The organism is Oleiagrimonas sp. (assembly GCF_027858935.1).
In the GTDB taxonomy this organism is placed as follows: Bacteria; Pseudomonadota; Gammaproteobacteria; order Xanthomonadales; family Rhodanobacteraceae; genus Oleiagrimonas.
The window spans coordinates 1-4,555 of record NZ_JAQIBU010000238.1; the positions used below are offsets into that span (position 1 = coordinate 1).

Genomic DNA, 4,555 nt, shown 5'->3' on the forward strand with positions numbered 1-4,555 from the left:
GTCTTGGATGCTCGCCAGGCCGGGTAAAGCGTGGCCAGCAGCGACATCACGAACGCAATGGTGGTCACCCAGCCTACGTCGCTCCACTGCAGCCGGCTGGGCAATTCGCTGATGTAGTAGACGTCCGGAGACAGGAACTGCACATGAAAGACATGTTCGATCCATTCGGCAATCGCCGGCAGATTGAGCGACAGCAGTACGCCGCAGAACACGCCGACAAGGATGCCGGAGATGCCCACGAACAGTCCCTGCACCATGAATACCCCCATCACCTTGCGCGGCGCGATGCCGAGGGTACGCAGGATGGCGATATCGGCCTGTTTGTCGGTGACGAGCATGACCAGCATCGAGACCAGGTTGATCACCGCGACCAGGACAATCAGGGCCAGAATCAGGAACATCACCTTCTTCTCCATGGAGATGGCCTTGAACAGGTTGGCGTTGGACTGCATCCAGGTCTGCACCCGATAAACCTGGCCCAGCTCCGCACCGAGGTGATCAGCCACCTGGCGTGCATGGAACAGGTTGTCCAGCCGCAGGCGGATGCCATTGGGGCCGTGGATGCCGTAGAGCTTTTCGGCATCACTCATGTTCATGAGCGCCAGGCCCGAGTCGTACTGCTGCATGCCCAACACGAAAATGCCGCTGACGCGGAAGCTCCGAAGCACCGGCATCGCGCCCATCGGTCCGCCGCGAAAGCGCGGCGCATAGACCGTCACCTTGTCGCCCACCTGCACCCCCAGCATCATCGCCAGCTCGTCGCCCAGCACGATGTTCCAGGATCCCGGCTGCAGCGAGTCGAGCGAACCCACGCGCATGTGCTTGTTGAAGTCCGAGACCTCAGGTTCAAGAGAGGGCTTGATGCCGCGGATCATCGCGCCACTGTTACCCGCGGCGCTGATAAAGGCTTGCTGTTCCACGTAGGGCGCGGCCCCCTTAACACGAGAGTCGGACTTGGCAATCTTCACCGCACGTGGCCAGTCCTGGATCGACTCACCGACGCCGGAGATGGTGGCCTGGGAGACCGCGCCGAGTATCCGCGCGCGCAACTGGTAATCGAAGCCATTCATGACCGAAAGTACGGTGATCAGTGCGGTAACGCTAAGTGCCAGGCCGATGATCGAGACCCCCGATATGAACGAGATGAAGTGATTTCGACGCTTGGCGCGGCTGTAGCGCAGGCCGATGAAAAGGGACAGCGGTCGGAACATGGGGGCTCGTTGCTCAGGGCGCGGTGGTGAAGTACATGGGACCGCGAAGATCCCGCAGAGTGCCCGAAAGCACGGTACAGCGGCAAGCGGACATCGCCCTCAGGTCGTGTCGGATATTGCCGACAGGCGCATGCGCAGCCGACGGCGGGTCTGCGCATCAAGGTTGTCCGGCAGCAAGGCCAACGCCTCGACATGCTGCGGCTCCCAGGCCAGGCGTAGGAAGACCGAGCTGCCGGCATGACGCGCAGAAAGCAGCCGGCCCTCGACCTCCTGGTCGTCGTCGAGCCTCAGCAGCCAGCCCCCATCGGCACGCCAGATCAAGCTGCGCACGCGCGATGTCCTGCACTTTCGGGCGCTCACAAACGCATAACCCAGCGCCAGGGCACCCAGCGCCATGGACGAGGCGACAGATAAGCCGCTGAGTGCAAGAGACATCATCGCAAGTACTGTCAGCAACCATGTCCCCCGTCGAGGCCAGCGCGAAGGGTGGTAATCAAAGCCGATGCTGGGCGCGGATCGCATGGATGATCTCCCGCCAGTCCGCCCGCGGTGCCTGGCCGCGGCCAATGGTCCAGTCCCAAAGATCCGGATCCTGCACTTCGAGCAAGGCCTCGAAGGCCTGCTTGGTCCCGTCATCGGCCTCGAGGTAACGATGTTCCAGCCACCAGCCGTAGAGGGTGTCCAGTTCCTTGGTGCCGCGCCGGCAGCGCCACCGCAAACGTGCAAGAGGCGTGTCGCTCATGGGTCGCGATCCTTGTTCGCACAATACAATGCACAGGATAGCGATACTGAGGCATTCGCGCATGCGTGTGGCGTCCACATGCCAAGGCACGTCCCATCGGAACCGGTCAACGCCAGCAGAGGGCGCCCTCGCAACAAGCATGCAAGACAACGTATTCTTGAGCACGCATGCACTCTGGCTCACGCATGCCATGTCCGAGGAAGATCATGCAACCGATACTCTGTTTTGGCGAAGCCCTGATCGACTTTCACCCCGAGGGCGATGACGGGCGCGGTTTCAGCCGCGCCTACCTGCCCTACGCAGGAGGTGGCCAGGCCAATGTCGCAGCCGCGGTGGCCATACTCGGCGGCCAGGCGCGTTTTGCCGGCATGCTGGGCACGGACCGCTTCGGTGATTTTCTGCTCGACCGCCTGCAACAGGCCGGCGTGGATACACGTCATGTGGTACGGACCGACCATGCGCCCACTGCACTTGCCTTCGTGACCCTGGATGCCGAGGGTGAACGCAGCTTCGTGTTCTACCGCCCGCCTTCGGCGGACATGCTCTTCCGCACCGAACATCTGCAGGATGCCGCGTTTGCCGAATCCGCGCTGCTGCATGTGTGCTCCTTGAGCATGAGCGAGCCGGAGCTGGCTGAAACCACCCGTGAAGCCATGCGCCGCGCACGCGATGCCAACGCCCTGGTGACATTCGACCTCAACCACCGCCCCTTGCGCTGGTCTGTCGACCATGATCCGCGCCCCGTGATGTGGACGGCGCTGGAGCTGGCCGACGTGATCAAGCTGAGCGCAGAGGAGATGGATTTTCTCGCCAGCGAAGGAGAAGCCGTGATGCTTGAGCGCCTGTGGCACGGCAACGCCCGTCTGCTGGTGGTCACCGACGGTGGTGCCCCGCTGCGCTGGTACGCACGCGACACCAGCGGCAAACTGCCTTCCTACCGCAGTAAGGTCGTCGACAGCACCGCGGCTGGCGATGCCTTCGTCGCGGGACTGGCCTTCCGGCTGGTATCACAGAGCATCCGGCCCGACGGCCTGGATGCCCTGGTCGCTGACCCGGCCCGGATGCAGGACACACTGCGCTTCGCCGCCGCATGCGGGGCCATCACCGTAACCCGGAAGGGATCGTTTTCCGCCATGCCCACAGCCGCCGAAGTCGAGGCCTTGATGGGCACCCATGCATGACGTCCAGGCTGCACGCCACGCCGGCACCCGACTTTCGTTCCGCTGACTTCCTGCGGCGACACATCGCCGACACCATGGATTTCTACCACCCCGGATGCGTGGATCCGGCCGGTGGATATTTTCAGTACTTCTGCAACGACGGAAGCATCTACAACACGGCGCATCGGCATCTGGTCAGCAGCACGCGCTTTGTATTCAACTACGCCATGGCTGCACGCCACTTCGGCAGCACCGCCTACGCCGAAGCGGCTCGTCACGGGCTCAACTACCTGCGTGAAGTCCACCGCGACAACGCCACCGGCGGCTACGTCTGGACGCTGCTTGACGGTCGAGCCGAAGACCGGACCAACCACTGCTATGGCCTGGCGTTCGTGATGCTGGCCTACGCCACGGCATACAAGGCCGGATCCGAATTCGCCGCCCAGTGGATGGATGAAACCTGGGATCTTCTGGAAACATATTTCTGGGATGCAGATGCCGGCCTCTACCGGGACGAGGCCGACGCCGACTTCCACTTTGCGCCCTATCGTGGCCAGAACGCCAACATGCACATGTGCGAGGCCATGCTGGCTGCCTACGAAGCCAGCGGGCAACGGCATTATCTGGATCGCGCACTGCTGCTCGCCGACCACATGACACGGCGGCAGGCGGCCCTGGCCAATGGTCTGGTCTGGGAACATTACGACAGCCTGTGGAACGTCGACTGGGAATACAACAGGGACAAACCCGGTCATCTGTTCCGTCCCTGGGGGTTCCAGCCCGGCCACCAGACCGAATGGGCCAAGTTGCTGCTGATCCTTGACCGACATTGTCGGCGCCCCACCGCATGTGCCGCGGCTCCAGTCACGCTATCCGGATCGCCGACAAGCGCCTGGGCGTTAAGCACGGCAACCGCCGTCGCTCCACCAGGCCCCACCTGCAATCCGACGCATCCGGGCATACCGGAGCATGTGGCCGATTCGATGACGTCGGGCCCCGGGGCTGAGAACCAGCCACCGGAATGGTTGGTATCCACCGCACGCCGCCTGTTCGATACCGCGGTGGCACTGTCATGGGACAAGGATCGAGGGGGCCTGTGCTACGCCTTCGACCGGGATGGTGTCATCTGCGACGACGACAAGTACTACTGGGTCCAGGCCGAGACCCTCGCCGCCGCGGCGCTGCTTGCCGATCGCACCGGGTTGGACGAATACTGGCTGTGGTACGAACGCATCTGGACTTTCGCCTGGCAGCATATGGTCGATCACGAGCATGGTGCCTGGTATCGCATCCTTGATCGTGACAATCACATCTACAGCAACGAGAAAAGCCCGGCAGGCAAGACCGATTACCACACCATGGGCGCCTGCTACGAAATACTCAATGTCATCGGCACCTGAGTCAAAGGGTGGAACTTGCCCGCACGCCCGGCGCATACTTGA

Annotated in this window: 4 protein-coding genes and 2 pseudogenes; 3 read left to right on the forward strand and 3 right to left on the reverse strand. The window is 62.7% G+C overall.

Annotated features, from left to right (window positions below):
* The 3 genes from PF446_RS08770 to PF446_RS08780 all read right to left on the reverse strand — a co-directional run.
* Window positions 1-1,211 (reverse strand): lipoprotein-releasing ABC transporter permease subunit (locus PF446_RS08770; protein ID WP_298071054.1); only part of this gene is annotated, 1,211 nt, incomplete at its 3' end.
* A 99-nt stretch (window positions 1,212-1,310) separates the two neighbouring features.
* Window positions 1,311-1,733 (reverse strand): hypothetical protein, encoded by a 423-nt coding sequence (locus tag PF446_RS08775; RefSeq protein WP_298071055.1) that lies wholly within the window; start codon window positions 1,731-1,733, stop codon window positions 1,311-1,313.
* The gene (locus tag PF446_RS08780) at window positions 1,705-1,953 is read right to left on the reverse strand and encodes a succinate dehydrogenase assembly factor 2 (RefSeq protein ID WP_298071056.1); all 249 of its coding nucleotides are present in this window, start codon (window positions 1,951-1,953) and stop codon (window positions 1,705-1,707) included. Before PF446_RS08780 ends, PF446_RS08775 begins: the two co-directional genes overlap by 29 nt.
* A gap of 206 nt (window positions 1,954-2,159) precedes the next feature.
* On the opposite strand from PF446_RS08780, the gene PF446_RS08785 reads away from it, so the two are divergent.
* From PF446_RS08785 to PF446_RS14410, 3 genes and pseudogenes are all read left to right on the forward strand, one after another.
* Window positions 2,160-3,134 (forward strand): carbohydrate kinase, encoded by a 975-nt coding sequence (locus tag PF446_RS08785; protein WP_298071057.1) that lies wholly within the window; start codon window positions 2,160-2,162, stop codon window positions 3,132-3,134.
* A pseudogene (locus PF446_RS14405) lies at window positions 3,131-3,943 on the forward strand (AGE family epimerase/isomerase); the annotation flags it as partial. The gene PF446_RS08785 and the pseudogene PF446_RS14405, both read left to right, overlap by 4 nt.
* A gap of 183 nt (window positions 3,944-4,126) precedes the next feature.
* Window positions 4,127-4,513, forward strand: a pseudogene (locus tag PF446_RS14410) (AGE family epimerase/isomerase); the annotation flags it as partial.
* Window positions 4,514-4,555 lie beyond the last annotated feature (42 nt).

Bases quoted from the DNA above. Each gene is read 5' to 3' on its own strand.
- PF446_RS08775 (WP_298071055.1), bottom strand. From the start codon at position 1,733: ATGCGATCCGCGCCCAGCATCGGCTTTGATTACCACCCTTCGCGCTGG.
- PF446_RS08780 (WP_298071056.1), bottom strand. From the start codon at position 1,953: ATGAGCGACACGCCTCTTGCACGTTTGCGGTGGCGCTGCCGGCGCGGC.
- PF446_RS08785 (WP_298071057.1), top strand. From the start codon at position 2,160: ATGCAACCGATACTCTGTTTTGGCGAAGCCCTGATCGACTTTCACCCC.